The organism is Glutamicibacter bergerei, assembly GCF_054495185.1.
Window position 1 is genome coordinate 1,257,685 of record NZ_CM137131.1, and the last position, 25,359, is coordinate 1,283,043.

Sequence of the window (25,359 nt, forward strand, 5' to 3'; positions counted from 1 at the left end):
CAGGAGCGTGGTGCCCATCCGCGCTGGGAGTTGGCCGCGGCGCTGATCATTTGCCTCACCGCGATGATGCTGTGGTTCCTCTATGACTCGAACCGTACCCGGCCCGCCGGAACCCGCGAACAGCTCGCACAACGAGAACGCGCCCGAGCGGTGGTGCTGGCCCATGGTGGCGGTACCCTTGACTACTTTGCCTTGCGCGATGACAAGCAGTACTTTTTCCTTGCCGATTCTGTCATCGCCTATGCGGTGCGCGGATCGGTCTGTTTGGTATCCCCGGATCCGATCGGCCCCGCGGCGCAGCAGGAAGAAATTTGGGCTGAATTTATGTTGCTGGCAGAGCGCCGCGGCCTGACGGTCAGTGTGCTCGGCGCGGCGGCGAACTGGCTGGATATTTACGAACGCTCGGGTTTGCGTGCGGTGTATCTGGGCGATGAGGCGATCGTTGAGACTCAAGGGTTTTCGCTCGATGGTAAAAGGTTCAAATCCTTACGCCAGGGCCATGCCCGGTTGGGCCGCGCCGGTTACACGGTGGTGCACCGCAACCCGCTGGAGATTGATGCAAAGCTACGCGAACGGTTGACCGAGCTTGCTACCGAGAGCCGGCAGGGCGAGGTGGAACGCGGATTTTCCATGACGCTTTCGCGCCTCTTTGACCCGGCAGATAAAGAACTGCTGCTCTCCATTGCGCTAGATGCCGAGGGGGTCGCTCAAGCGTTTATCCAGTGGGTTCCGGCGCCCGCGGTTAACGGCTGGTCCTTGGACGTGATGCGTCGCAGCACCGCCGAGCAGGTGCCCGGCGGGCTCACCGACTTTGTCATCCTGGAAACCATTTTTAAGCTGCGCGCCGAGGGTGCTGGCGGATTGGGGCTGAACTTTGCGGTCCTGCGCGAAGCGATCGCCGGGGCACCTGATGCCTCGCTCTTTGAGAAGCTGGTGGCACGCCAAGCCTCTAAACATGCCCAGGTCGCCTCACTGTGGAAGTTTAATGCGAAATACGATCCACGTTGGCAACCACGCTATGCCGCGGTGGGCACCGTGGATCTGTGGTTGACCCAGGGATTGGCGATGGCTCAGGCCGAAGGTTATGCCGAGGTGCCCGGTCTTTCCTCACGTAGTAGAACGCCGGAGCAGAACTAATGGTGACGGGACTGATCACCGCGCTGATCGCAAGTATTTGTTATGGAAGCGCCTCGGTGCTGGAAGCCGTGGCCGCGCGACGTGCCGAAGGTTTAAAAGTTTTTACCCAGTCGCTATACCTGATGGGTCTGGGCTTGGACGGTGTGGCGTGGGTAGCCTCGTTAGTGGCGCTACAGTTTTTGACCCTGTTCACCGTGCAGGCGCTCATAGCCGGTTCGCTCATTGTGACCGTACTGCTGGCCAAGATGGTTTTTTCTACGCGGCTGGGTACCTCGACCTGGTGGGCCATGGGACTGTTGGTTGCCGGGTTGGTGGTGATCGCACTAGCTACCGGAGAACAACCTGCCACCGGTGCGCCGCGCCTCTTGGCTCCGGTGCTTGGTGCCGTGATGTTGCTGCTGACGGTGGCATTGCTGGTGTTATACCGCCGCCGGGTGCCATTGGCGATGTCGATCTTAGCCGGTCTCGCTGCCAGCGTTTCCGCGTTGGCCGCGCGCGGCCTGGAACTGGGCGGTTCGCTGTGGCAGATCCTGATGCAACCGTTGCTTTGGGTGCTATGTGTGGCCGGGGTGGTGGCTATGGCCAGTTACACCAGGGCATTGGAGCATGGCTCGGTGGGTGCAATGACGGCCGTATTCACGGTGATCGAGGTGGTAGTCCCCGGGGTGGCGGGCATGATGCTGCTGGGGGATGCCTCCCGGCCAGGCTGGGAAGTAGCTAAGTTTGTGGCGATCGCACTGAGTTTGCTGGCCTGCGTGTGGTTGGCTAAACAACCCGGAGCGGACCCGGTGCATGAAGCTCAGAGCACACACGAAGACGAAGAAAAGATGGCAGGGCGAGGAACATGAAAACGTTGGATCGGGCCAAGATCTACCGCACGGCGTTGCGCGTCGGCGCGGTGTCCTATTCGGGCGGAATGCTCGGTGAGGCGCTGCTGGGTTGGAAATTGGACCCACAGGTGACCCTGCTTTCCGAATTGGCGGCGCGCGACCGTGAGCATCGACGGCTGTTCCAAGTCCTTGACCTAGGGGCGGGGAGCTTATTTATTACCGCCGGGATGACTCAGCGCAGTGGCGGTTCCAAATGGTTAGGAAGCTGGCTGGAACTTTTTGGTGCGGCAACTATCGGCGATGCGCTCAGCCCACTGGATTATCCGATTTCCCATGATCATTTACGCCCGGGGCACGCGCAGAAGGACTGGACACCAAGTGTTAGCCACACGATGCACTATGTGACCACCACCGTGGCAGGGGTGGCCGCTGCCGGGATCTGCCTAGAGCATTGGCGGATCTTGCGCACCTGCGCGGGTCCGGCTGTGGGATTGCTGCTGCTCAGCGAAACGCTCACGGTGCTGTTTCCCAAGCTGCTTCCAGGAGTGGTGCAACGGGTGCAAACTCTCGCCTTCTCGGCGCTCTGCCTAGATCTAGCGGCCCTAGATGGGGCGAAGCCACAAACTTAAACACCAACGCCGCCGAACAAATATATTGTCCGGCGGCGTTGGTCAGTTAAACATTGGTTTAGGGTGCGGGGCTGAGCGGTTCCAACCCAAGGGTGAGCACCGTGGCGCCAGCCTCGCGCAGTTCCGTATAAACCTTCGGCAGGTTTTCCGGCGTGACCGCCGCGGTCAGCGGGGCGAGCACGGTGGTGGTGAACCCGGCGGCTGCGGCATCGATCGCGGTGGCTCGTACGCAGTGATCGGTAGCGATACCCACGATGTCTACCGTGGTGATTTCTCGCTCGCGCAACCAATCGGCCAACAACATGCCCGATTCATCCTCGGGCGCGGCGTTCGGATCGAGCAGGCGTGCCTCAAAACCCGAGTAGGCGGCAGCGAAGCGGCCCTTGGCGAAGTGCGCGTCAACTTCCAGTGCGGCGATCTGCGGGTGCAGAGCCGCACCGGTGGTTCCAGCCACACAGTGCACCGGCCAGGAATCGACAAAATCAGGGGTGTCCGAGAAGTGGGCACCCGGGCTGATATGCCAGTCCTGAGTGGTGATGATGGCTGCGTAGGAGTCGCGGCGGGTGTCCGCGTCGCTGGCGATAGCCGACGCGACAGCGTTACCTCCGGTCACCGCCAGCGCGCCGCCTTCACAGAAATCGGGCTGGACATCGACAATTAGCAGTGCTCTGCTCATAAGTTTCTCCTAATCATTGCGAGTGAGTAGGGGTTTTAACCATGATACTGCCTGAGTGCTTAGTCTTCGCGCATAATCGTGGGAATGACCGGCTCGCCGCGCTGCAGTTTGCGTGCTACACCGGGCATTTCCTGAATCGACGCGTAGTGACGAGCGCGCGCCTTTTTAACGCCGGACGCTCCAATGTAGGACTCATCGATTTCACCGTTGGTAACAAATGGGATCGAGAGCTTACGTTCCGGACCACCGGTGCTGAATTCGGAAAGTGAGACGACCTCGGCGGTGGCACGGTTGCGTTCGTTGAGCTGACGGATCGCGTGCTTGCGTCCGCCCACGCTGGTCTTATTTGCCGCAGCCTTGGCCACTGGAATCCATTGCCCTGCCGAATCCTGCCGGGCCACCAACTTGTAAACCATTGAGGCGGTAGGGTGCCCGGAGCCGGTCACCAGTGCGGTGCCCACTCCGTAGGAGTCGACCGGGGCGCTGGCTAGCGCGGCGATCGCGTATTCGTCGAGATCTGAGGTGACGGTGATCTTGGTGTTCCAATTGCCAAGGTCATCGAGCAGCTCACGGACCCAACCGGCCTGCGCGATGAGATCTCCGGAGTCCAGGCGTACTCCGCCCAGCTGCGGGCCGCCGACCTTGACCGCGGTGCGCACGCCGGCTTCCACATCGTAGGTGTCTACTAACAGCGTGGTGTCCTTGCCTAAGGAGTTGACTTGCGCGGTGAACGCGGCTTCCTCGGAATCGTGGAGCAGGGTGAAGGAGTGGGCGGAGGTGCCGACGGTTTTGATGCCGTAGCGTGCTCCAGCCTCCAAGTTAGAGGTGGAATCAAAGCCGGCAATGATCGCTGCGCGTGCCGCGGCGACCGCTGATTCCTCGTGGGTACGTCGGGAGCCCATTTCAATGCACGGTCGGGTACCGGCGGAGGCGATCATCCGTGAGGCGGCCGAGGCGATGGCCGAATCGTGGTTCAGGATCGAGAGGATGTAGGTTTCAATGACGCAGGCCTCGGCGAAGGAAGAACGCACCGTGAGGATGGGTGAATTCGGGAAGTACAGCTCGCCTTCGGCGTAGCCGGTGACCTCTCCGGTGAACTTGAAATTTTCCAGGTAGCTCAGGGTTTCCTTGTTCACCACCTTGGTGTCCGAAAGGAACTTCAGCTGTGCATCGTCGAAGTGGAAGTTCTTTAGCCCTTCGAGCAGACGCCCGGTGCCGGCAACCACGCCGTAGCGTCGTCCCTCGGGAAGGCGGCGAGCGAAGGCTTCGAAGACCGAGGGGCGGTGAGCCGCGCCGGAGGCGAGGGCCGCCTGCAGCATGGTCAGCTCGTAGTGGTCGGTGAAAAGGCTGGTGAGCATGTGGTGCTCCTGATCGAAGAATGAATGGACCGGCCTTTACTGTATAACGGCTCACGCTTGCGGTGATATTCACAACGCACCGTGTGTACCGCGGTGTTGGGGCGTAAAATGGAAATTATGACCGCTATGCCCGATGTAATATCTAACCCCGAGACCGTCAAGGCGCAGGATAAGGCCTGGCGTCTGATCGTGTGGAATGACCCGGTAAACCTGATGAACTACGTTTCTTACGTGTTCCAGTCCTACTTTGGGTTCACTCGCGAGCGCGCCGACCAGCTGATGTTGCAGGTGCACAACGATGGTTTTTGTGTGGTGCGTTCCGGCTCCCGGGAGGCCATCGAATTCGATGTGCATGCGATGCACGGCTTCGGTTTGCAGGCGACCATGACTCAGGAGGCCTAAGCTACGTGGCTAAAGCCTTTAAAAATGGTGCCCGCGGCATCACCGGTTCCTTGGCGAGCGCGGAACGAAAATTATTGCGCGAACTATTTAGCGACGTGATCACCGTGCTCGAAGAACGTGCACAGATCCACGAGCTACCCGAAGATCTTGACCCGCTGTACGCGCTGACCGGAATGCGCCCAGAATCGGCGAACCTGCCCGAACCTGCCGACGCGGCGGTTAAGCGCCTGCTACCGGATGCCTCGGACGATGAAGATGTGGCAGATGAATTCCGCCGGCTGACCGAGTTGGATCTGATTACCGAAAAGATTTCTTTGTTACGTCGTTCTCAGCTGTTGCTGGAGACCGAGAAGCTGGTGCTTTCCGTATCCGAGGCCCAAGGTTTTGCGCGCGCACTGAACGATGTGCGGCTGGTGCTTGCCGAACGGCTGAACATTCAAAGCGAAGCTGATTCGGAGCGGATCGCACAGTTGGTGGATGCCGCGAAGGTCACTACCTCCGAAGAATACCTAGGACTGGTCTATAACCTGGTTTCCTGGGTGCAGGACACCTTGATGCAGGCGTTGATGAGCGCGGAGCGCTAGGTCATGAATTCTTATTTCGCCTCCGGTCCGGTCAGTGCGCCACAAGCTAATACACCCATCGGTATTTTTGACTCCGGGGTGGGTGGGCTGACGGTGGCACGTGCCATCATCGATCAGCTGCCCGGTGAATCTCTGATTTATGTGGGAGATACCGCCAATTCGCCCTACGGTCCGCTGCCCATAGCCCAGGTGCGCGCTAACGCGTTGGGTGTGATGGATGAGCTGGTGGACGCCGGGGTGAAGCTGTTGGTGATTGCGTGTAACTCGGCCTCCTCCGCGGTGCTGCGTGATGCGCGTGAGCGTTATACCGCGCGCTACGGAATCCCGGTGGTTGAGGTGATTCAGCCTGCGGTGCGCCGTGCGGTGGCGGCGACTAAAAACGGGAAGATCGGGCTGATCGGTACCCAAGCTACCGTGGGCTCGCGTGCCTATGAGGACGCATTTGCGGCCGCTCCAGCATTGAAGGTACATGCGGTGGCTTGCCCACGGTTTGTCGAATTTGTGGAGTCCGGGATTACCGCTGGAGCCGAACTATTGGAACAGGCCGAAGAGTATTTGGCTCCGCTTAAAGAGGCCGGGGTAGACACCCTCATCTTGGGATGCACACACTACCCGTTGCTGACCGGCGTGATTTCTTATGTGATGGGGGATTCGGTGACCTTGGTGTCCAGCGCCGAGGAGACCGCGAAGGACGCGTTCCGTGCGCTGACGACCCACCAATTGATGCGTGATGACCAGTTGGCGGCGCGTCATGAATTCCTTGCCACCGGTAACGCTGATAGTTTTGGGGTATTGGCTCGCCGGTTCCTCGGACCAGAAGTGTTGCAGGTGCGCCATGTGGACCATGTGGCCGCCCACTATCCCACCGGTGCGATCACCAGGCTAACCCCGGAATTGATTGCCGCGGCGAAAGCGAGTAAGCAATGAAGCTGACCATTATCGGTTGCACCGGGTCATTCCCCGGGCCGAGCTCTCCAGCGTCCTGTTACCTGGTGACGGCCTTTGACGGCACCCGTGACTGGAAGATCTTGCTTGATTTGGGCTCTGGTGCACTGGGCGTACTGCAGCGCTACACCGATATTAAAGACCTCGACGGCATCATGATTTCCCACCTGCACCCGGATCACTGCATGGATCTGTGCGGTATGCACGTGGCGATCCGTTGGGATCCTAACGGCTGGAATCGCGAAAAGATGCTGGTACATGGTCCTGCTGATACCGCGAATCGCATCGAGACCGCTTATGGGTTGCCCGAGGGTGACACCATGCACCAAGATTACGACTTTAAGCATTGGACACCGCTGAAACCGGTGAACATTGGGCCGTTTACGATTACCCCGTACCCGGTGCGACACCCTATCGAGGAGTCCTACGCGTTGCGCGTCGAGGCCCACGAGCCGGGCCCAGATGGGGAACTGCTCACTAGTGTGCTGACCTATTCCGGTGATACCGATACTTGTCAGGGATTGGTAGATGCCGCCAAGGACTCAGACATGTTCTTGTGCGAAGCGGCCTTTGAAGAAGGCCGTGATGACGCGATCGATGGAGTGCACCTAACCGGTAAACGTGCCGGAGCGATGGCCACCCAAGCCGGTGCCGAACGCCTCTTGCTGACTCACATCCCGGTCTGGACCGACATTAACAAGATCGTCAATGAGGCGAAGGAAACCTACGATCGCGGTATTGCGGTGGCAATTTCCGGGGTGACCTACGGCGTGTATTCCGGAACTCTGAAGGAAGAGAAGCACCCAACGCTCTTTAAAGGCGATTTGGGTACCGATTACCTCAAATCCCGTACCGGCTCGTTGCCAAAGATCAATTACGAAAAGGTCCGCAAGTTCCCACTGCTCAAGCGCAAGAAGTAGCGAAAAACTAAGGCCAACTAAGCTCACCGGCGGAACTTAAGGTCCGCCGGTGAGCTGTTTAACCCAAAGTCTTATCCTTGACCCGGATTCGAACCGTCGGCCATCCTTAGAACCACCGCACCGATTGATTGTTGAGGCACCGATGAAGAAATTTTCGCTCACAGCTCTGGCTCGTACGCAGATTCGCCAGGCAATTGTGGCTCCGGCCGGACGCAGTGCCAGTACCGTCTTTGGCGGTCATGAGCACACGATGCGGCAGACCGTGATTGGAATTAAAGCTTCAGTGACGCTTCAGGAGCATGAAAATCCGGGGGAAGCCACGGTGATGGTGCTCTCCGGGCGGATTACGCTCACTTCGAATGGTGATTCGTGGGAGGCCCGTACGGGGGACCTGTTGTTGATGCCTGCCGGGCGCTCTCAGCTGAGCGCCATTGAAGATTCCGCAGTGTTGCTCAGCGTGGCGAAGTTGGGCCGCCCCGGGGTGTCCGAATTGGAATCCGATTTAACCTAAGAGTTTTATCTGTTTAGCTGGCCTAGATCGCTAAGCTGAAGGCGAGGAACACCGCCATTCTGCACTGAGAAGAGATGGACGCTATGTCAGCAATATCAAATAACGCGGTTAATCTGGGCAAGGTACATCCCGAGGTTTATCAGGCCATGATCCAGTTTAATCAGCAGGCAGATAGCGCATTCAAGGCTTCAGGACTTGACCCGCTAGTAGCTGAACTCATCAAAATTCGGGTGTCGCAACTTAATGGGTGTGCTTTCTGCTTGCGCATGCATCAGCGTGATGCGATCAAACTAGGTGAGTCCATGGATCGGCTCGCGGTCGTGGCAGCTTGGTGGGAATCGCAGTACTTTTCCGAGGTAGAGCAGGCCGCCTTGGCGTTGGCCGAGGAAATTACTCAGCTCCCGGTGCCGCAGCATAAGTCGTGGAACACCGGGGTACTCAGTGACGAACAGGTGTCAGCGATTAGCTGGTTGGCGATTGTGATGAACGGATGGAATCGAATTGCCATTCAAAGCCACTACCCGGTTGCTCCATAGTCGGCACAGCCCGCGAATCGAATCGCGCCCGCGGACTTCTAAGCTGGTGAGTTTGCTCATCGAAGCCTAGCGGGCCGACTCCTTGCGTGCTAGCTTGGAAATGATTCCGCAGTTGACCCGCGGAACTAAAAAATTGCTACACCGTGGACGCGAACCCGCCAGGACTTCCTATGGACTATTCATAAGGAGCACCTCGTGTCCCCGATTCTGCGACGTATTGTCTACGTTTTTTCTTACGAGCTATTTGCTATTCTGCTCACCTCGACAGCCTTGATCCTGATGGGATTTGGTGGAGGAAACTCCGGGATTGTCGCGATAACTTCTTCGGCCGTGGCCCTGATCTGGAATTACGCTTGGACCTCTGCGTTCGAAGCCTGGGAAAAACGCCAAGAGGAGCAATCGCGGTCCGTGTCCCGTCGGGTGGTGCACGCGGTGGGTTTCGAAGCTGGCCTGGTGCTCATTCTCGTACCGATCCTGGCCTGGATTCTGTCGGTCACGTTGTTAGATGCTTTGATCTTGGAAGCCGGGTTATTGGTGTTCTTCTTGTTTTACACCTTTGCCTTCTCCTGGCTCTTCGATCGATTTGTACCGACTGCACGGTCTACACCGGCCAAGGCGCAAAACAGCACGAGGTAATTTTCGCCGGCCAGGTCTACTCGCTGGGCTCCTGTTGCGCTAAACACCCCTAGCATTAGGTGTCGTCACTGGCGAAAAGGATGCCACGTTTTCGCTACGATGGAAGTATGACTTTACGTGCCGACGGCCGCAGCGCCGCGCAACTTCGTGACATCACCATCACCCGCGGATGGTCCACCCAAGCCGAAGGTTCGGCCCTGATCGAATTCGGAAACACCCGAGTACTATGTACCGCTTCCTTCACCCAAGGCGTGCCGCGCTGGCTTAAGGGCGAAGGTACCGGCTGGGTCACCGCCGAATACGCGATGCTGCCCCGTGCTACGAATACTCGTAACTCCCGCGAAGCAGTTAAGGGCAAGGTTTCGGGTCGCACCCACGAGATCTCCCGGCTGATCGGCCGTTCCTTGCGTGCGGTAGTTGATACCAAGCAGCTGGGCGAAAACACCATCGTATTGGACTGCGATGTATTGCAGGCCGACGGTGGTACTCGTACCGCAGCGATCACCGGCGCCTATGTAGCGTTGGCCGAAGCTATCGAGTGGGCTCGGGGCGAAAAGATCCTGAAGGCCAACGCGAAGGTACTGACCGATTCGGTCGCAGCGATCTCGGTGGGCATCATCGATGGCACCCCGATGCTGGATCTGCCGTATGAGGAAGACGTTCGCGCGGAAACCGACATGAACGTTGTGGTGACCGGTAGCGGTGACTTCGTCGAGGTACAGGGCACCGCCGAGGGCGCACCCTTCAAGCGCGACGAACTCGATGCACTGCTTGATCTCGCCTTGATCGGCACCACCGAATTGGCACAGATCCAGACCGAAACCCTGAAGAAGTCCAAATGAGCCAACCGGTTCTTGTCCTAGCTTCACGTAATCAAGGCAAACTACGCGAACTGCGTGAGTTGCTGCGTGGCCAGGTGCCAGGTCTGGACGTCGACACCCAGGTGATCGATGCAGCGACCGCTGGGGCACCGGATCCGGTAGAGGATCAGGTGACTTTTGAAGGCAATGCGTTGAAGAAGGCGCGGGAGATTAGCGCGGCGACCGGGCTGATTGCGCTCGCCGACGATTCGGGTCTGAGTATCGATGTTCTTGGTGGGGCACCAGGGATCTTCTCTGCTCGCTGGTCTGGTGTACATGGAAACGACGAAGCGAATATTGACCTGTTGCTTGCACAGCTGGGGGATATCTCCGCCGAACATCGCACCGGTGCATTCGTTTGCGCCGCAGCGATTGCGACACCGCAGGGCACCGAACATGTTCAGCTGGGTAAGCTGTTGGGCAGTTTGCGTACCGAGCGTGCGGGGGACGGCGGATTTGGTTATGACCCGGTCTTCCAACCTGCAGATTCCAATCGTTCACTGGCGCAGTACAGCGCCGAGGAAAAGAACGCGATCTCGCATCGCGCGCAGGCCTTCGCACAGTTGCTTCCGGTGATTATCGCCGAGGTCACCAAGGTGCTGGGGTCAAACTAGCAAGTCTTTTCAGTACATTAAAATCCGGACGTTGCCTTGGCAACGCCCGGATTTTTTTGCGTCTAGGTGTAGTTCGATTTGCTGGGGATGGCGCACATAAGAGTGGGATTAGTCAGCTGGGATCGGCTAAATCTGAGTTCTTGTCTCGAGTTTTCTCTGCTGCTTCGGACATGGGAAGTGCGCGTTGTGCGTTGCTGCCGGCAACTTCTGTCTCGTCGCCTGAAGCGGATGTTAGCGCGATAGTTTTCCCGCTCTGGATGTGATCGGTGATCTGAGATTGGGATGCAGTTGCCGTGGTGTCGCCGGGGGATCCGGCTAACGCCGCTGCCACAAGGGTCAGCGATGAAATCATCATCATGAGTTTCTGCGATTCGCGTCTTCGCCCGTCAAATGAGTCGGGCTGAAAAGGATTGAGGGACATCGTGACGCCTCCTAACTTGTTATCGAAATTCCGATACCTACATTTTCATGTTTCGTCATCAGTCTGTGTGGACCCATTGCGCAGGTGGGGAATCACCTTTATTCGGATTTTCCGGGCTCAACTAAGCACTTATCTATGCTTGTCAGCATCGATATTCAGCTGATCGCGCAAGTTCTCAGTTCGTATTTATCGATGTTACTTACCGCTCCAAGGCTTGCCATAAAGTTGAGTTGGTTCTATGGTTAGTTACACAAGTAATGAACCAATGAACTGAAGTTCAGATGTTGGTTCCAAGTAAGGCAGGAGGCGCGTGGTGTGATTGACGATTCAAAACCAATTTTCATGCAGATCGCTGAGTTGATCGAGAACGACATCTTCTCTGGCGTCCTGGCCGAAGAAGGTCAGGTGCCATCCACCAATGAATTCGCCGCCTTCTATCGGATAAACCCGGCAACCGCGGCTAAGGGAATAAACAAACTCGTCGAAGAGGGTTTGCTCTACAAGAAACGGGGAATCGGAATGTTCGTAGCGCAAGGCGCGCCGGAACGCTTACGGCAGAAGCGCAGGCAAAAATTCAATGACCAATATGTCCAGCCATTGGCAGCCGAAGCAGGGAAGCTCGGCATCGAAGTCGAAGAACTCATGGACATGATCAAGTCGGCGCAACCCATCATCGATGTAGGGCCAGGAGGATCTCACCATGTCTGAGCAAACCCCAGTTTTAGTACGTAACGTCAGCAAAACGTTTAAAGATGTTAAAGCCTTAGATGACGTCAACCTGCAATTGGATTCTCACAAAATCTACGGATTGCTCGGACGCAATGGAGCGGGCAAAACCACACTCATGTCCATCTTGACTGGACAGGGGTTCCCCGACGCTGGCGAAGTCAAAGTATTTGGTCATACTCCCTTTGAGCATGACGGGACACTCTCACGAATCTGCTTCATCAGGGAATCGCAGAAATACCCCGATGAGTACAAGGCTTTTCAGGCATTCAAAGCCGCAGCACTTTTCTTTGAAAACTGGGATGAACAGCTGGCCCAGGAACTGATCGCTGACTTTAACCTTCCACTCAAGCGTAAAATCAAGAAACTCTCACGTGGTCAGCTCTCCGCGGTGGGCGTGGTCATCGGGTTGGCTTCACGTGCCGAAGTCACATTTTTCGATGAGCCGTACCTGGGTCTAGACGCGGTGGCCAGGCAGATCTTCTACGATCGACTGGTCGAAGATTTCGCCTTGTACCCGCGAACCATTGTGCTCTCAAGTCACCTGATTGACGAGGTAGCTAACTTGCTGGAACACGTGATCATTATCGACTCGGGACGCATTGTGATGGACGAGGACGCAGAATCATTGCAGGGAGCCGCAGTCACGATCAGCGGCAAGGCAGAGGTGGTCGACGAGTTTGTTGCGGACTATCCGGTGATCCATCGCGATTCGTTGGGTGCGCTGGCAAGTGTGAGTATCCAGCAACGGCTGACACCGGCCCAGCAAACCGAAGCCAAAGAACTCGGTCTTGATCTGTCGCCGTTGTCGCTGCAGCAGCTGGTGGTCCGAACTGCCATGGGACGCAACGTCCTTGCATCACACCAAGATCAAGCGAAGGAGAGGACATCATGGAACGCGTAATCAAAGTTGCTCGGATGCAGCTGATCAACAAGTGGGTCTTTATTGGCTTGCCGTTGCTGATTCTCGGCTGCGCGTTTGTCTTCTCGTTAGCGATCTTCTGGATTGTTCGCGAGAACGGTGGCGAAGGAACAATGTATGGCGGCGGCGCACAGGCACCGATGTGGTATTTTCTCGCACTGGGAATCCAGGCCTTGACCTTGACCTTTCCGTTCTCCCAAGCGATGAGCGTTTCGCGCCGAAGTTTTTACCTTGGCACGGTGTTGCTCTTTGGAGTGTGTGCTCTGGCCTTGTCCGTCTTCTACTACCTGATGGGTCTTCTCGAAAAGGCCACCGGGGGATGGTGGATGGATGCGCGGTTCTTCGCCTTGGAATGGGTGGCCGATAACAATGGCGCGGTACAAATTGGCTTCTACTTTGTACTGATGGTGCTGTTGTTCATGGTGGGCTTCTTGATTGCCACCATCTACATGCGCTGGCGCACCACTGGACTGCTCGTATTCTTCATAGCATTGGGTGTGCTGCTGCTCGGAGTTATCGCACTGCTGACTTTCAACCAGCTCTGGGGCAACTTCTGGACCTGGGCGCTGACATGGACCGCCGCAGGTGTCACCCTGTGGGGCGGTGTCGTGGCAGTAGTGATGGCTGGCGGTTCGTACCTGACGCTGCGCAAAGCGACCGTAGCCTAGTAGTTGTTCGGCCCAGATGCCCTTGATGCGTTACGACGTGTCAAGGGCATCTGTGCGTGCATCAGCGACTCGCTATCGGTGCTTGCAAAGCGGGAGTGTGACAAGTCTGTGTTGTCGCACGTATTCAACATCGACATTTTGTCGCAGAGTCACAGGTCAGTAGACGTTTAGTCGTTGAATATCAGCCTTCCGGAATTCACAACTCAGGAGGAGGGATTATCCACACATTAGACTTCGGATGCTGGCCTTTGAGCATTAAAGAGTAAACTGTCATGCGTGGCATTGGACTTCACAGCATTAGATTTTGAAACTGCAAACGGATTTATCGGATCGGCCTGCTCGGTAGGCCTGATCAAGGTCCGTTCCGGACGCATCGTCGAAACCGAACAATGGTTACTTAGACCGCCGGCAGGTTTTGACCACTTCGACCCGCGAAACGTCTCAATCCACCACATCACCGAAGACATGGTCACCGACGCACCACGCGTGGGGGAGAAGCTCGGAGATCTACTCGAATTTGTCGGATCCGACGTGCTTGTAGCGCATAACTCGGCCTTCGACTCCGGAGTCATTCGTGCCGCCTCGGAAGCCAGCGAACTCGCTGTCCCCGAAATTGCACATCTTTGTACGGTCAAACTTGCCCGCAAGGCCTATGACTTGCCCAGCTACTCGCTACCGTTTGTCGCAGAAGAAGCCGGCCACCCTATCGAAAACCACCACCAGGCGCTCGCCGACGCTGAAGCCTGCGCGTGGGCAATGATCGATATCGCTCAGCGAAGTGATGCTCCTTCCGTCTTGCACGCTGCGGATCACTACAACGTCGGGTTGGGGCTCACCGCGTCATGGAAGCCGGGCGAAGAATTCTCCCGTGCCACCCGAGATGCGCAAGGTTGGATGGCCAATGGTCACCCGATGCCTGCCTCAGATTCCTTTGGCTCCTGGCCGCAGGAGGGGGAGAACCCCGAACCAAATATGGATGCAGATCGAACGCACCCGTTATTTGGGCAGGTTATCGTGTTCACCGGAAACCTCTCGGTACCGCGGCCTAAGGCCAAACAGTGGGCGGCAAACTATGGCGCACAGACCGCCTCGCGAGTCACCCGAGCGACCACCGCATTAGTGGTTGGCGACGGATTTGTTCCGCAGGATCTGGCTAACGGACGTTTGACCAACAAAGCCAAGCAGGTGCTGAAGTTGCGCGATAAGGGCCAGCGCGTGGAAATCATCTCGGAAGGTGAATTCATGCAGCTAGTCGAGGGCTTTGGAATGGCCGTTCAAGGCTGAGTCTTGCAGTCCGAATAGTTTTTCATCAACTAAACACCACGAGGTATACGTGAACAACAAAAATGGCATGCTCACTAGACTCATGCGATTTATTGGAGTTGGCGGATTCTGCTTCGTAGTAACTTTGGTAGTCAACTACGGGTTAAAATTCACGGTGCTTGAAGCGCACCCAACCACGGCATTCATCATCGCTAATGCTGTTGCGACGGTAGTCTCCTTCGTACTGACCCGGCAGTACACGTTCCAAAATCAAAACGACGCGTACCGTAAGCGCATTCAAGCCATTGGCTTCTTTACCGTGTCGTTGATCGGCATTGCCATCAACTCCGCACCGCTATATGTATCGCGCTGGATCTTGGGATTCCACTACCCGCAGGTATCTTTTCTCAGCCAAGAAGTAGCAGACTTTATCTCCGGGCCGATTATCGGCACACTACTAGCGATGGTGTTCCGTTGGTGGGCGCTGCATAAGTTTGTTTTCCCAGATTCACAGAAAATTAACCTGCCACAGGAACCACAGGAATCACTTGTTCCTTCCAAGGGATAAGCGAGAACCCGCAGTTTTCTAGCGGTACGTCTCACGTTGTACAAATGACTCGGCCCGGAACCAAAAATTTGGTTCCGGGCCGAGTCATCTAAAACGTTTGGGAGGGTTAGTCCACCAAGGCCATCCACCGGTCGTGAAGCTCGGAGATGATGTCATCCAACGCGGATGCTGGACGGTCACCCACAGCATCAGAACCATACACGGCAGCCAGCAGGGCTACCGCGTAGGCGTCGGTTTCTGGATCACGGCTGTCGTCTTCCTCAGCTACTGGGGCATCAGCTGCCTCGATATCCGATTCTTCCTCTACCTCGGCTGCGCCGCTGGCGTTGAAGTAAGCGGCATAGGCATCGGTAGGGGACAGGTGCAACGAATCGCGCACCACGCTCACAACCTGACGCAGGGCATCCGCCGAGGGACCTTCCAGTCCTTCGAGCAGCGCTTCCCATTCACTGCCAGCTGCCTGGGAGCGTTCAATGGCGGAGCGGACAATGCGGGCAGCAGCCACCGTGGTTTTTGCAGCCTGCTCATCATGGGTCAGATACGCGGAGGCACGGGATAACGCCTCTGTAGTGGATTCTGGGACGCGCGATAGCAGTGCTACCGCGGCGGCACGTGGAAGCACGCCCGTGGAGTCCGCATTCACACCGGTAGGACGCCCGCGTTGGCCCATATCTTTGGATTTTAGACCCGACAAGTTGAGCGGATCGCCAGCCATCAGGCCGTCATGAATCTCGACCTTCTTCATTTCGAGATCAATCCAACGCTTCAGTGGCTCGGGCGCACCGGTCGGGAAGGACCCAGTTAGCTGAGAGTAGGCGCGAAGCGAAGCGAGCCACATGCAGGCTAACTCGTCGCTGCCCACACCGTCTTTGGCCCATTCGAGGGCTTCAAGCAGCCCATCGACCATATAGAGCGGGAGTAGTTCGGTGGCACCGGGATCGATATCGTCCCGGGCGTGGGTTGCGCCGTCGGCTAGGCCGAGCAGGATCGCGAACACCTTGTCTGAGTAGTTCTCTGGCAGGAGTGCAATTTCACCGGTTTCATTCACAAGTACATTCTAGTGCGCAAACTGTCCGAGGTATTGCATAAGGTGGGATCATGCGATTGCTTCACACCTCAGACTGGCATTTGGGTCGTACCTTCCATGGTGCGTCGCTACTCGATGCCCAGCGCAACGTACTGCAAGAAATCATCGATATCACCCGCGAACGCCAAGTGGACGTGGTGTTGGTGGCCGGTGACATTTATGACCGTGCACTGCCCCATGTGGATGCGGTGCGTTTGTGTAACTGGGCGTTGGCCGAACTTCGCAAAACCGGGGCCACCTTGATTTTGACTAGCGGCAACCACGATTCCGCCTCCCGGCTAGGATTCGCCTCGGAACTCTTGGATTCCGCCGGAGTACATATTTTTGCTGATACCTCACGCATGCTCGAACCGGTGGTTCTCGAAGCAGAGGGGCACCGAGTGGCCGTGTACGGGATCCCGTATCTGGAGCCACGGATGGTAATGGATGAGCTTCAGGTGGATAAAGCCAGTCACGAGGCAGTGGTTGGAGCGGCCATAAACCGTATCGACGAGCACCTGGGAGAACTACGAAAGAGCGGCACCCCGGTCGTGTCTGTGACGATGGCACATCTGTTTGCCGCTGGCGGTGAAGGCAGTGACTCGGAACGTGAGCTGAGTACCGGCAACTTGGATGTGGTTCCCGCGCGGCTCTTTGAGAATTTTGACTACACCGCGTTAGGTCACCTCCATGGACGCCAGCGCATCGCCGAGAAGATCCGTTACTCGGGTTCTCCTCTGGCCTACTCCTTCTCGGAAGTGAACCAGCGCAAGGGGATCTGGCTGATCGATACCGATGCGCAGGGAATTACCGGTTACGAAGAAATACTGCTTTCGGTACCGAAAAAACTCGCCATCCTGCGCGGGAATCTCGAAGACCTTCTGGCCGATAAGGAACTGGCCTTTGCCGAGGATGCTTGGTGTCAGGTGACGCTGACCGACCCGGAACGCCCGGCAGATGCGATGAGTAAGGTGAGGACTCGCTTCCCCGACACCGTGGTGCTCGCCTTTGACCCACAAGGTGGCAAAGCAAAGGAAAAGTCGACGTATTCAGACCGGATGGCTAAAGCAACAAGTACCGCACAGGTCTGCACAGACTTTATTGAACATGTCAGAGACCGGCAGCCCGATGAACTTGAACGGGAACTGCTCGACTCGGTGATCCGGAGCACGCGTGAAGCACAGGTGAGCAAATGAGAATTCATAAACTTCGTATCCAAGCCTTTGGTCCTTTCGCCGGAGTAGAAGAAGTTGACTTCGATGAATTGTCGGCCGGCGGATTGTTTTTACTTGATGGCCCCACGGGCGCCGGCAAATCCAGTATTCTCGACGCAATTTGTTACGGAATTTATGGTTCGTTGCCTGGAAACCGTGCCGGTAGTCGGCAGATCCGCTCGGATCACGCAGCAGAAGGTCTCGAACCACAGATCATCTGCGAATTGACCGTGGGGGACCGTCGCTTTGAGGTGACTCGTTCCCCAGCCTGGATGCGCCCAAGTAAGCGTGGCAAGAACGGGGTCACCGAACAGAAGGCTTCCAGTGCTCTGCGAGAACTGGTCAAAGGACAGTGGGAGGCCTTGTCGACCCGTAATGATGAAGTAGGGCAGATCCTCGGTGGCCTTTTAGGTCTAGACCGTGATCAGTTCACCAAGGTGGTCATGCTCCCGCAAGGTGGGTTCGCGGATTTTTTGCGTGCCAAGGCCACCGCACGTGAAGACCTGCTCAGCAACCTCTTCGACACCAGCGATTACGGAAAAATCGAGGACGAGTTTAATCTGCGTCTGACCGAGGAACGTAAAAAGGCCGCGGAGATTGAGGCTACGCTCAGCGCTCGTGAAAATGGTATTCGTCAGGACGCCACCGCCTTCCTGGCTAGCCACGAGCTAGCTGATCCCGAAGTAGCTCAGAACCAGATAGAGCCACCGGCAGACTTAGCGACCGAGTTCGCCGACTATGATGCCCGTATTCTCACCATGCATTGCGCACGCCAAGAGGGCACGGCGAAGTTGCGTCTGCGCCGCGAGCAGTCACTGAAGAACCAAAAATCAGTGGATGAGCGCCGACGTGTGTTCGCGCGACGCGCCGAATTGAGCGGTTTAGAAAGCGAACACAGCGAAAAGCATCCCGCTGCCGTACGCGCCGGACAGGCTTTGGAACTTCATGGTAAGGCCGCGGGAATTAGGGGCTATGAAGCGCAAGTTAATGAAACTAAGAAGAGCTTGGAAGCCACCGTCAAAGCATGGCACGAGTCCCAGCTGAAAGTCGCCAATGGTTATGAGCTTCGGGCTCAAGCGAACGCTGATGATCTTGACGTGATTAGATCACGAACCGCGAAGCTGAATAACCGTCTCGTGGTGCTCAACGCGGCGCTCGCCGACGAAACCAAGAAGGAACAACTGCAAAAAGATCTCAAAGACGCTCTTGAACAGGTGAATAAGCAGAAGAAAATCCGTGAAGATGCGGAGAAAACTCTTGGGCAATTACGTGCTGAACGAGATGACATCGCGGCCGAACCACAAAAGCTAGATCTTGTCGCTGCCGCTGGAGCCAAGCAAGTAGCCACCGAGGAACTCACAGCAGCGCAGGAACTGGTAGTGCAGATCAAGCTGCGCGATAAGTTGCACAAATCATTAACGGCAGCCGACATCGAATATGCGGAGCAAAGCCTTAAACTCAACGCTGCCGAGACTGAGCTGATTGCAGCGCAGCGTATGCAGCTAGAACAAAGCGCGCTGCGTCTAGCCGCCGCGCTCGAAGATGGCTCGCCGTGTCTGGTCTGTGGTTCGCTGGAACACCCCCAGCCGGCGCAGAGCGAGGATGACGCCGAACTCATCGACGACGAACGGATCGAGGCGCTAGAGAAGGTCGTTCAGACAGAACGCGAACTGCAACGCACCAAGGCCAAGATTCGTGATGTTGCGACCACCAAATTTGAGGCAGCCGCTGAATCCGCAAAAGATACGGATCTGGACACCGGCAAGGCTCGGACCGAACTGGCGCAAACAAAGCTTGATGCGGCCACTGCCAAGCAGGCGGAGACTACCGAGCTGGCGCGAAAACTTGAATTGCTCCGCGCCCGTATCGAAAAGGAAACCGCCAAGGTCGCTCAGGCTGCCTTGGATCATGCCACGGGTACCAAGCAAGTTCAGTCGTTAAGCACCCAGATTGACGAGCTTGATGCGAAGCTAGCGCAGCTGCGTGAAGGCAGCGACTTGGGGCTTGCCGAGCTAGTGAAGAAGGTGCGGGCCGAATTCACCGTTTTTAATGGTGCTCATAAGGCACTTACGGACCATTTGGCCGCGGCCAACGCAGCGAAAAAGGCGGCGGACACGTGGACCCAGCAACGTGATGAAGCCGGTTTTGTGAACGACAAGGAATACGTTGTGGCCCTGCTGAGCGACGAGAAACGAGAGCAATACCAAACACTGCAGCACGAGGACACCGTGCGTTCCAGCGCCATCGCGACTCTCAAAGCCTCCGAAGATCATTTGCGAGCCAAGGACTTGGCTGCTCAAGGAATCGGCGCGCCCACCGAGGAAGAGCAGTCCACAGTGAACGAGAACGTCAAGGCCGCTGAGGAACTCTACGAATCCGCACGGCAAGATGAGGTGCTCGCCCAGACCCAGCTTGAGCGACTTCGCACTTCCGTGGCCGCGCTGAGCGAGTACCGCGCCGAGTCTGGTCCGGTAGTGGATGCATATCGCAGGCTTCGCGATCTGGCCGAAGTGATTCGTGGCGGGGGAGAGAACAAATACAAGATGACCCTGAGTACCTATGTGCTGGCGGCGCGTTTGGAAGAAGTTGCACAAGCCGCCACCGAGCGGCTGAAGATCATGTCCTCCGAACGTTATTCGCTGCATCATGATGATTCCACCCGTGGCAATTCAAAGTCTGGGCTGGGCTTACGCGTCCGGGATTCATGGACAGGTAAAGAACGCGACACTCAGACGCTGTCCGGCGGTGAAACATTCATGGCTTCACTGGCTCTGGCATTGGGACTGGCGGACGTAATCTCACATCACAGTGGTGCGGTAGATATGCAGACGCTCTTCGTGGATGAAGGTTTCGGCTCCCTTGATGCCGAGACCCTAGAGCAGGTGATGGAAGCGCTGGAATCACTGCGTGCAGGCGGACGAATGATCGGTCTGGTGTCCCATGTTTCGGAGATGAAACAACGAATTACCAACCGAGTGACGGTTATCAAAACCCAGCACGGTTCCACAATTGATATGACCCCAGAAGTGATGCTCACTATCTGAACTAGACATTGACCAAGACGCTGGTATCTTGAAAGTAGTGCCATCAGGCATGTCTGGGAAATTTTGTGTGTCGGGGGGCGTGGGACGACACACGCTTTGTTGTGGAGAATTGTTGACTCAACATATGTTGTCCAATGAACCGAACCAAAAACTAGAACCTAAGCCAGGGTTCTCTTCTCTGGTGCCTATGGTTGGAACGGCCTACGTTCCGCTATCTTTCTTTGCTAGATTGCCCCTGGCAATGCTCACCATTGGGTCGATGACCTTGGTGACTGCAAGCTCCGGATCCTATGCACTCGGTGGCTTGAGTGCGGCCATGGTGGGACTTGGTTCTGCCGTGGGCGGGCCGAGTATCGGAATGCTCGCGGACCGCTTCGGTCAGCGTCCGGTGCTAATTCCAGTATCAATCTTGCATACCATTTTGCTTCTGCTGTTGACGTGGTACGGCAATAGCGGTTCGAACATGCTGGTCGGTGTGCTGGTCCTGATTTCCTTGCTAGCAGGAGCCAGCGGTCCACAGGTCGGACCGATGTCCCGTGTGCGTTGGATTTCAATGACGCGCCGGCAGCAAAAAAATCCTAAGGTGCTCACCGCGGCGTTGAGCCTGGAATCCATGCTGGACGAGCTTGGCTTCGTCTTCGGACCGGTTGCCGTAGGTCTATTAGCCTCGCTGGTACACCCAACCTTGCCGCTGCTGATCGCTGCAGTCCTCACCGTGGTGCTGGTTCCTACCTTTGCGAAACATCGCACCGTCGATGAGGTTAAACCGCATGGCAGTGGCGAACATGAAGTGAAGGTGCGCATCTCTAAGGCGCAAGTGGCCGCCATTGGTGCGCTAGTACTTGGCATGATTGGCTTAGGCACGGTCTTTGGCTCATCAGCCGCCGGCACGCTGGCATTTGCCGGCGCGCTGGGTAATTCCAATCAGGGTGGCTTGCTCTATGGCGCAATGGGTCTTTCCAGTGCGCTGGCAGCGATTTCCGTGGCTTCGTGGCCACAGGGATTTAGCCAGATCAACCGTTGGATCACTTGCGGTGTGGCGCTGACTATTGCCAGCTTTGGATTGCACTATGCCAGCTCCGTGCCGTGGATGCTTTTAGCACTGTTTGTGGCAGGTTTTGCTGTCGGTCCGGTAATCGTCACGGGCATGACCTTGGGCGGCGAGGTAGCTCCGCCGAAGGTGCTGTCCACAGTGATGACGCTGCTGTCGGCCGGAATCGTGGTGGGCACATCAATCGGTAACGGATTGGCCGGAGTATTGGCAGAATCTTCCGGTTACCTCGGGGCCTACTGGGTCTCTACAGCTGCGGCGTTCCTCATCCTGCTTGCGGCTCTGCTGATGAAGCTGATCGTTGCAAAGGCTCCGTCGTTGCGACGCGTGCGCTAACTAAAGAGCGTTAAGCCGCAGGCTCCTTTCACTTAGGGGAAGGAGCCTGCGGTGCTTAAATCTGAGGGGACCAAGTTTTTAGCTGAGTTCGTCGCCCACGTTCAGTGCAGCTTCTTTCAACGCACGAATAATGTGCTCACGGGTGTCGACGGTACTGGTAGCGAAGATGACGGCGATGGCCGCAGGGGTAGGGCCGGTGTGGGAAATCGGTACCGCTATGGCGGTGACGCCTTGGATCACTTCGTTCTCGCTGGTGGAGTATCCCTCAATCCGTGCGGTGCGCGCAGGCTCACGGTACTCAATGCCGGTCTCCATCGCATCCCATTGGCTGCGCGTGTATTGGGATTGGATGGCGATACCTGGCGCGCCAATATCCATCCCGTGCACCGAGCCGGGGCGGTGCACAATGGCGCTTCCTGAGTGCACCGGTTCAACTGACTGCAAGGTGGTGCACATATCGTGTTCCCAGACGGCCAAGAAAGCCGTCATGGATAGTTCATTAGCAAGCCTGGTGAGCTCGGGCAGCGCGGCAGATTGCAGGTCGCGCTGCACGGAGCGGGCAAGGACTGCCAGCCCAGAGGCTGAACGAATCCTGCCGGATTCATCCCGGCTGAGCAGGCGGTGTTCTTCAAGCGTGCGCAGGATCCGGTAGGCGATGGAGCGATGGACGTCGAGCCGCTCGGCGATTTCCGCGATGGTGAGGTTGACTGGAGACTCGGCAACGATCTCTAAGGCTCGAATTCCGCGGGATAGGGTTTGCGAGGATGACATCTTCTTCATTCCGGCGCTGGCCACGATTTCTTCGGTGCACAGTCAGCCTTAGGCTCGACGCTGGTGTACTTGATTCGAGTCTAGGGGTTCTTTATCCGAACAGCGAATTCTTTTTTTGAACTGTTCGACGGGAGTGTGACTAATGCAGCTTGTGAGGACAGTCACTCCTAGTTTACTATGTATCTATTACCCGTCCGAACGGTCGGTAATTATCCGCATCTTCATCTGAGGACACTCGCACATGTCTACAACCGCATCACGTACCCAGGAAGAACGGCGCGTTCTGGCCGGCACCCTGGTAGGTACCACCATCGAGTGGTACGACTTCTTCATTTTCGCTCAGCTCACCGCGACGCTGTTGACCCCGCTGTTCCTGGAACCGCTCGGTGAATCAAATCCAGCTGTAGCCCAGATCCTGTCCTTTGCCATGATTGGCATCTCCTTCTTCTTCCGCCCCTTGGGGGCCATCGTGGCAGGACACTTAGGTGACCGCTATGGACGCAAGAAGATTCTGGTGCTGACCTTGATCCTCATGGGAGCGGCCACCTCGCTGATCGGTGTGCTGCCAACCTACGCCGCAATTGGCATCGGAGCACCTATCTTGCTGGTGCTTCTACGTGTGATCCAGGGCTTCTCCGCAGGTGGAGAATGGGGTGGCGCAGCGCTGATGGCAGTGGAGCACGCACCGAAGGCCCGCCGCGGTTACTTCGGAGCTTTCCCGCAGATCGGCGTGCCTATCGGCATGATCCTGGCAACTGGTTTGCTCTACATCCTGCGGGTCTCGATGACTCCAGAACAGTTCCAATCGTGGGGCTGGCGTATTCCATTCCTCCTGTCGGTCGTGCTGATCCTGGTTGGTTACATGATCCGCCGTGCGGTGGAAGAATCCCCGGTCTTCAAAGCCATGGCTCAGCGTAAGGCCGCCGAGCACACTCCGCTGAAGGAGCTGATGACCGGGCACCTGAAGCCGGTGATGCAAGCTGCTTTGATCTTCGTTTCGAACAACGCCGCCGGTTACCTGGTGATCGCCTTCTTCATCTCCTACACCACCAAGGTACTGAAGATGGAACTGGCTCCGGTCTTGTTGGCTACCACCGTTGGCTCAGTCGGCTGGCTGATCTTCACGCTGGTCGGTGGCTGGCTCTCGGATAAGTTAGGACGCCGGAACACCTTCTTGCTCGGTTACGGCATCGTATTTGTCTGGATGATTCCAATGTTTATGTTGGTGGACACCGGAAATATCGTGCTTTACACCGTGGGTATCTTCGTGCTCACCATTGGCCTGGGTCTGTCCTACGGTCCACAGTCGGCCATGTACGCCGAGATGTTCCCGGCTCGTATCCGCTACTCGGGCATCTCGATTGGTTACGCACTGGGTTCGATTCTCGGTGGCGCCTTCGCCGCTACCGTGGCGCAGGTCTTGCTGACCTCCACCGGATGGTCCGGTTCCATCGCGATCTACATTATGGTGTTGACCATCATCTCCGTGGCCGCGGTGCTGTGGGTGGGCGAAACGCAGGGACGTAACCTGCACCTCGAAGAAGTTGAGGACGAGGAAGTTCCTACCGTTCGCTAACTAATGGCAGGTAGAACTGAATAACAACAACAACGCGCTCGCTGGCATCATGCCGGTGGGCGCGTTGTTGATGAACGCACAATCAGCCGATGTTCAATGGGATGGCCCGCAGCCGGCTCTAACCCGCGAATGGTGCGCAACAACATGGCTACCGCAGTTTCACCCTGCTGGTGGGGTCGCTGTTCAATGGTGGTCAGCCCAAACATGTCTGCAAGTTCGTGGTTGTCGATACCAATCACCGACAGATCATGGGGCAGCTGCAGGCCTAAGTCCCGGGCGGCGAGCATCGCACCGATAGCCATCTCATCGCTGGCAGCAAAAATGGCGGTGGGACGATTGACCGGGTGGCCGAGCAGCTGCTTTGCCGCCTGATAGCCCTGGGCCATGCTGAAATCGGCGCCCAGGTAGAGCCGGTCATCTACGGTCAGTGAAGCCTCACGCATGGCGCGCTCGTATCCGGCCCGGCGGCGGGTAGGTAAGTGGAAGTCCTGGTCGGTTTCTTGGCTGCCACCAATGTGGGCGATACGTGTGTGGCCCAGCGCGATGAGGTGCTCGGTAGCTAAGGCCGCCACCGCTTCTTCATCCCAGAAGAGGGTGGGAGCGCCGGGTAATGGTCCGCCTACTCCGACCAGTGGTTTATCCAGTGCGTGCAGGGCTTTCATCTCGGCCTCGCCTAACTCCACGTTGACTGCGATGACCGCGTCTACCCGTTGGCGTAGCAGGAAGTCAGAGAATACCTTTTCGCGTTGGTCCACTTCCTTGCTCAGCTGATACAAGGTGGTGTCATAACCTTCACGCATCAGTGCCGCGCTAATGCCTTCAAGCACCGAGGCGTAATACCAGCGGTTAATCATTGGTACCAGCACGCCGATATTCCGGGTGCGGCCCGAGGCCAGACCTGAGGCGCTGGCGGAAACCACGTAGTCCAGCTCGTGTGCTGCCCGGCGGACCGCCGCGAGGGTGGTGGCCGAGACGTTTCCGCGACCCGACAGGGCCCTAGAGACGGTGGCGATGGAGACACCTGCGGCCTCAGCCACGTCTTTGATGCTGGCCACGATGACCCTTTCACGAAGTATGTCTAGTGCTGTGGCGACC

At 57.0% G+C, this 25,359-nt stretch carries 26 protein-coding genes and 1 pseudogene; 21 read left to right on the forward strand and 6 right to left on the reverse strand.

All coding sequences use genetic code 11. From position 1 onward, the window contains the following. Positions 1-66: 66 nt before the first annotated feature. The 3 genes from ACX5K5_RS05820 to ACX5K5_RS05830 are packed head-to-tail and all read left to right on the forward strand — an operon-like array spanning position 67 to position 2,596. Complete coding sequence (locus ACX5K5_RS05820; RefSeq protein WP_382344688.1) at positions 67-1,137, forward strand: MprF family protein; 1,071 nt, start codon at positions 67-69, stop codon at positions 1,135-1,137. Then, positions 1,137-1,985 carry a DMT family transporter gene (locus ACX5K5_RS05825; protein WP_443465840.1) on the forward strand — a complete coding sequence of 283 codons (849 nt, stop codon included), beginning with the start codon at positions 1,137-1,139 and terminating at the stop codon, positions 1,983-1,985. Before ACX5K5_RS05820 ends, ACX5K5_RS05825 begins: the two co-directional genes overlap by 1 nt. Then, positions 1,982-2,596 (forward strand): DUF998 domain-containing protein, encoded by a 615-nt coding sequence (locus ACX5K5_RS05830; protein WP_459175152.1) that lies wholly within the window; start codon positions 1,982-1,984, stop codon positions 2,594-2,596. The genes ACX5K5_RS05825 and ACX5K5_RS05830 overlap by 4 nt, the downstream gene beginning before the upstream one ends. 58 nt (positions 2,597-2,654) lie before the next feature. On the opposite strand, the gene ACX5K5_RS05835 is transcribed toward ACX5K5_RS05830, so the two are convergent. Continuing rightward, entirely contained in the window at positions 2,655-3,272 is a 618-nt protein-coding gene (locus ACX5K5_RS05835; protein WP_096256358.1) for an isochorismatase family protein, read from the reverse strand. 59 nt (positions 3,273-3,331) lie between these two features. Continuing rightward, a complete protein-coding gene (locus tag ACX5K5_RS05840) occupies positions 3,332-4,630 on the reverse strand; it encodes a nicotinate phosphoribosyltransferase (RefSeq protein WP_096256357.1) in 1,299 nt (432 codons plus the stop codon). 108 nt (positions 4,631-4,738) lie between these two features. On the opposite strand from ACX5K5_RS05840, the gene clpS reads away from it, so the two are divergent. The 9 genes and pseudogenes from clpS (at position 4,739) to rdgB (ending at position 10,638) form a co-directional block, all read left to right on the forward strand. Then, on the forward strand, positions 4,739-5,032 hold the full coding sequence (gene clpS / locus ACX5K5_RS05845; protein ID WP_459175153.1) for an ATP-dependent Clp protease adapter ClpS: 294 nt from the start codon (positions 4,739-4,741) through the stop codon (positions 5,030-5,032). A gap of 5 nt (positions 5,033-5,037) precedes the next feature. Beyond that, the gene (locus ACX5K5_RS05850) at positions 5,038-5,616 is read left to right on the forward strand and encodes a DUF2017 domain-containing protein (RefSeq protein WP_096256355.1); all 579 of its coding nucleotides are present in this window, start codon (positions 5,038-5,040) and stop codon (positions 5,614-5,616) included. 3 nt (positions 5,617-5,619) lie between these two features. Further along, positions 5,620-6,543 (forward strand): glutamate racemase, encoded by a 924-nt coding sequence (murI, locus tag ACX5K5_RS05855; protein ID WP_096256354.1) that lies wholly within the window; start codon positions 5,620-5,622, stop codon positions 6,541-6,543. Next, a pseudogene (locus ACX5K5_RS05860) lies at positions 6,540-7,334 on the forward strand (MBL fold metallo-hydrolase); the annotation flags it as partial. The gene murI and the pseudogene ACX5K5_RS05860, both read left to right, overlap by 4 nt. Positions 7,335-7,623: 289 nt before the next feature. After that, positions 7,624-7,992, forward strand: a complete 369-nt coding sequence (locus ACX5K5_RS05865; RefSeq protein WP_188686519.1) for a cupin domain-containing protein — start codon at positions 7,624-7,626, stop codon at positions 7,990-7,992. A gap of 83 nt (positions 7,993-8,075) precedes the next feature. Further along, positions 8,076-8,528, forward strand: a complete 453-nt coding sequence (locus ACX5K5_RS05870; protein ID WP_443461911.1) for a carboxymuconolactone decarboxylase family protein — start codon at positions 8,076-8,078, stop codon at positions 8,526-8,528. A 195-nt stretch (positions 8,529-8,723) separates the two neighbouring features. Beyond that, positions 8,724-9,164 carry a PACE efflux transporter gene (locus ACX5K5_RS05875; RefSeq protein WP_096256351.1) on the forward strand — a complete coding sequence of 147 codons (441 nt, stop codon included), beginning with the start codon at positions 8,724-8,726 and terminating at the stop codon, positions 9,162-9,164. A 107-nt stretch (positions 9,165-9,271) separates the two neighbouring features. Further along, on the forward strand, positions 9,272-10,006 hold the full coding sequence (rph, locus tag ACX5K5_RS05880; protein ID WP_096256350.1) for a ribonuclease PH: 735 nt from the start codon (positions 9,272-9,274) through the stop codon (positions 10,004-10,006). Further along, positions 10,003-10,638, forward strand: coding sequence for an RdgB/HAM1 family non-canonical purine NTP pyrophosphatase (gene rdgB / locus ACX5K5_RS05885; RefSeq protein ID WP_441664619.1), 636 nt, complete (start codon positions 10,003-10,005; stop codon positions 10,636-10,638). The genes rph and rdgB overlap by 4 nt, the downstream gene beginning before the upstream one ends. Before the next feature lie 112 nt (positions 10,639-10,750). On the opposite strand, the gene ACX5K5_RS05890 is transcribed toward rdgB, so the two are convergent. Then, complete coding sequence (locus ACX5K5_RS05890) at positions 10,751-11,059, reverse strand: hypothetical protein (protein ID WP_459175154.1); 309 nt, start codon at positions 11,057-11,059, stop codon at positions 10,751-10,753. 315 nt (positions 11,060-11,374) lie between these two features. On the opposite strand from ACX5K5_RS05890, the gene ACX5K5_RS05895 reads away from it, so the two are divergent. The 5 genes from ACX5K5_RS05895 (at position 11,375) to ACX5K5_RS05915 (ending at position 15,206) form a co-directional block, all read left to right on the forward strand. Then, positions 11,375-11,767 carry a GntR family transcriptional regulator gene (locus tag ACX5K5_RS05895; protein ID WP_229677162.1) on the forward strand — a complete coding sequence of 131 codons (393 nt, stop codon included), beginning with the start codon at positions 11,375-11,377 and terminating at the stop codon, positions 11,765-11,767. After that, positions 11,760-12,689, forward strand: a complete 930-nt coding sequence (locus ACX5K5_RS05900; RefSeq protein ID WP_096256347.1) for an ATP-binding cassette domain-containing protein — start codon at positions 11,760-11,762, stop codon at positions 12,687-12,689. Before ACX5K5_RS05895 ends, ACX5K5_RS05900 begins: the two co-directional genes overlap by 8 nt. Then, positions 12,677-13,375 carry a hypothetical protein gene (locus ACX5K5_RS05905; protein ID WP_096256346.1) on the forward strand — a complete coding sequence of 233 codons (699 nt, stop codon included), beginning with the start codon at positions 12,677-12,679 and terminating at the stop codon, positions 13,373-13,375. The genes ACX5K5_RS05900 and ACX5K5_RS05905 overlap by 13 nt, the downstream gene beginning before the upstream one ends. A gap of 276 nt (positions 13,376-13,651) precedes the next feature. Continuing rightward, positions 13,652-14,659, forward strand: coding sequence for a 3'-5' exonuclease (locus tag ACX5K5_RS05910; protein WP_096256345.1), 1,008 nt, complete (start codon positions 13,652-13,654; stop codon positions 14,657-14,659). A 49-nt stretch (positions 14,660-14,708) separates the two neighbouring features. Continuing rightward, complete coding sequence (locus ACX5K5_RS05915) at positions 14,709-15,206, forward strand: GtrA family protein (protein WP_096256344.1); 498 nt, start codon at positions 14,709-14,711, stop codon at positions 15,204-15,206. Positions 15,207-15,312: 106 nt separating this feature from the next. On the opposite strand, the gene ACX5K5_RS05920 is transcribed toward ACX5K5_RS05915, so the two are convergent. After that, positions 15,313-16,254 carry an ADP-ribosylglycohydrolase family protein gene (locus tag ACX5K5_RS05920; protein WP_188686489.1) on the reverse strand — a complete coding sequence of 314 codons (942 nt, stop codon included), beginning with the start codon at positions 16,252-16,254 and terminating at the stop codon, positions 15,313-15,315. A gap of 50 nt (positions 16,255-16,304) precedes the next feature. On the opposite strand from ACX5K5_RS05920, the gene ACX5K5_RS05925 reads away from it, so the two are divergent. From ACX5K5_RS05925 to ACX5K5_RS05935, 3 genes are all read left to right on the forward strand, one after another. Beyond that, a complete protein-coding gene (locus tag ACX5K5_RS05925; RefSeq protein WP_459175155.1) occupies positions 16,305-17,468 on the forward strand; it encodes an exonuclease SbcCD subunit D in 1,164 nt (387 codons plus the stop codon). Continuing rightward, the gene (locus tag ACX5K5_RS05930; protein WP_459175156.1) at positions 17,465-20,530 is read left to right on the forward strand and encodes an AAA family ATPase; all 3,066 of its coding nucleotides are present in this window, start codon (positions 17,465-17,467) and stop codon (positions 20,528-20,530) included. Before ACX5K5_RS05925 ends, ACX5K5_RS05930 begins: the two co-directional genes overlap by 4 nt. Positions 20,531-20,771: 241 nt before the next feature. Beyond that, positions 20,772-21,917 carry an MFS transporter gene (locus tag ACX5K5_RS05935; RefSeq protein ID WP_229677161.1) on the forward strand — a complete coding sequence of 382 codons (1,146 nt, stop codon included), beginning with the start codon at positions 20,772-20,774 and terminating at the stop codon, positions 21,915-21,917. Between the two features lie 78 nt (positions 21,918-21,995). Here ACX5K5_RS05935 and ACX5K5_RS05940 read toward each other — a convergent pair whose 3' ends face one another. Continuing rightward, a complete protein-coding gene (locus ACX5K5_RS05940) occupies positions 21,996-22,712 on the reverse strand; it encodes an IclR family transcriptional regulator (protein ID WP_443460119.1) in 717 nt (238 codons plus the stop codon). A gap of 217 nt (positions 22,713-22,929) precedes the next feature. Between ACX5K5_RS05940 and ACX5K5_RS05945 the strand changes: the two genes are divergently transcribed. Next, a complete protein-coding gene (locus tag ACX5K5_RS05945; protein WP_096256338.1) occupies positions 22,930-24,264 on the forward strand; it encodes an MFS transporter in 1,335 nt (444 codons plus the stop codon). A 47-nt stretch (positions 24,265-24,311) separates the two neighbouring features. On the opposite strand, the gene ACX5K5_RS05950 is transcribed toward ACX5K5_RS05945, so the two are convergent. After that, a complete protein-coding gene (locus tag ACX5K5_RS05950) occupies positions 24,312-25,319 on the reverse strand; it encodes a LacI family DNA-binding transcriptional regulator (protein WP_096256337.1) in 1,008 nt (335 codons plus the stop codon). Positions 25,320-25,359: the final 40 nt, after the last annotated feature.

What these genes read in the sequence shown, in the direction of transcription:
- rdgB (WP_441664619.1), top strand. Translation starts at nt 10,003, where the DNA reads ATGAGCCAACCGGTTCTTGTCCTAGCTTCACGTAATCAAGGCAAACTA.
- ACX5K5_RS05840 (WP_096256357.1), bottom strand. Translation starts at nt 4,630, where the DNA reads ATGCTCACCAGCCTTTTCACCGACCACTACGAGCTGACCATGCTGCAG.
- ACX5K5_RS05900 (WP_096256347.1), top strand. Translation starts at nt 11,760, where the DNA reads ATGTCTGAGCAAACCCCAGTTTTAGTACGTAACGTCAGCAAAACGTTT.
- murI (WP_096256354.1), top strand. Translation starts at nt 5,620, where the DNA reads ATGAATTCTTATTTCGCCTCCGGTCCGGTCAGTGCGCCACAAGCTAAT.
- ACX5K5_RS05820 (WP_382344688.1), top strand. Translation starts at nt 67, where the DNA reads ATGCTGTGGTTCCTCTATGACTCGAACCGTACCCGGCCCGCCGGAACC.
- ACX5K5_RS05935 (WP_229677161.1), top strand. Translation starts at nt 20,772, where the DNA reads ATGCTCACCATTGGGTCGATGACCTTGGTGACTGCAAGCTCCGGATCC.
- ACX5K5_RS05870 (WP_443461911.1), top strand. Translation starts at nt 8,076, where the DNA reads ATGTCAGCAATATCAAATAACGCGGTTAATCTGGGCAAGGTACATCCC.
- ACX5K5_RS05905 (WP_096256346.1), top strand. Translation starts at nt 12,677, where the DNA reads ATGGAACGCGTAATCAAAGTTGCTCGGATGCAGCTGATCAACAAGTGG.
- ACX5K5_RS05925 (WP_459175155.1), top strand. Translation starts at nt 16,305, where the DNA reads ATGCGATTGCTTCACACCTCAGACTGGCATTTGGGTCGTACCTTCCAT.
- rph (WP_096256350.1), top strand. Translation starts at nt 9,272, where the DNA reads ATGACTTTACGTGCCGACGGCCGCAGCGCCGCGCAACTTCGTGACATC.
- ACX5K5_RS05865 (WP_188686519.1), top strand. Translation starts at nt 7,624, where the DNA reads ATGAAGAAATTTTCGCTCACAGCTCTGGCTCGTACGCAGATTCGCCAG.
- ACX5K5_RS05825 (WP_443465840.1), top strand. Translation starts at nt 1,137, where the DNA reads ATGGTGACGGGACTGATCACCGCGCTGATCGCAAGTATTTGTTATGGA.
- ACX5K5_RS05945 (WP_096256338.1), top strand. Translation starts at nt 22,930, where the DNA reads ATGTCTACAACCGCATCACGTACCCAGGAAGAACGGCGCGTTCTGGCC.
- ACX5K5_RS05890 (WP_459175154.1), bottom strand. Translation starts at nt 11,059, where the DNA reads ATGTCCCTCAATCCTTTTCAGCCCGACTCATTTGACGGGCGAAGACGC.
- ACX5K5_RS05835 (WP_096256358.1), bottom strand. Translation starts at nt 3,272, where the DNA reads ATGAGCAGAGCACTGCTAATTGTCGATGTCCAGCCCGATTTCTGTGAA.
- ACX5K5_RS05830 (WP_459175152.1), top strand. Translation starts at nt 1,982, where the DNA reads ATGAAAACGTTGGATCGGGCCAAGATCTACCGCACGGCGTTGCGCGTC.
- ACX5K5_RS05930 (WP_459175156.1), top strand. Translation starts at nt 17,465, where the DNA reads ATGAGAATTCATAAACTTCGTATCCAAGCCTTTGGTCCTTTCGCCGGA.
- clpS (WP_459175153.1), top strand. Translation starts at nt 4,739, where the DNA reads ATGGAAATTATGACCGCTATGCCCGATGTAATATCTAACCCCGAGACC.